The organism is Niabella terrae (genome assembly GCF_054783135.1).
Window position 1 is genome coordinate 1 of the sequence record NZ_BAAGRD010000019.1, and the last position, 616, is coordinate 616.

Genomic DNA, 616 nt, shown 5'->3' on the forward strand with positions numbered 1-616 from the left:
CATTAGTGTCCGGAAAAAAATAAAGTTAGTTCTTTGAAACTCTTGATGGATAAAGGTTTGGTCGAAATTTAGCACGGTGACGATTTGAAATGCCTAATTTCATAACTTTCTGAAAATCAGAAGATTTATGAATCAGGGGCAAATATGTATTCTCTCAGGCAGTTACCTTTTTGCCTGCCAGGATATTTGATCGTTGTGTTCGCAAATACGAAGGCGATAAATGGGTTAAACATTTTACATGTTGGAATCAACTTCTCTGTATGATGTTTGGCCAATTAAGTAATCGTGGAGCCTTCGAGATTTGCTAATTTGCATAAACGCACATCAGTCAAAGCACTATCATTTAGGATTCGGAAAACTCGTATGCCGATCTACTCTTGCTGAGGCGAATGAAAAAAGGGACTATCGCATCTTTGAGCTATTTGCATACGAGATGATTTCGGAAGCGCGTAAAAGCTGCCTACCCGATAGCGATTTTAGTTTCTCTGAGCAGGGAAATGTATATGCTTTTGACAGTACCGTAGTAGATTTATGCCTAAATGTATTTTGGTGGGCTACTTTTAGAAGAGCAAAAGCAGCTATCAAATTGCACACGTTGTTCGATGTTAAAACTTCC

Annotated in this window: 1 protein-coding gene and 1 pseudogene; both read left to right on the plus strand. The window is 38.5% G+C overall.

All coding sequences use genetic code 11. The features are described from left to right. Window positions 1-131 precede the first annotated feature (131 nt). Window positions 132-308, plus strand: coding sequence for a DUF4372 domain-containing protein (locus ACYVI9_RS15005; RefSeq protein WP_460765942.1), 177 nt, complete (start codon window positions 132-134; stop codon window positions 306-308). Between the two features lie 125 nt (window positions 309-433). Then, a pseudogene (locus tag ACYVI9_RS15010) lies at window positions 434-616 on the plus strand (IS4 family transposase); the annotation flags it as partial.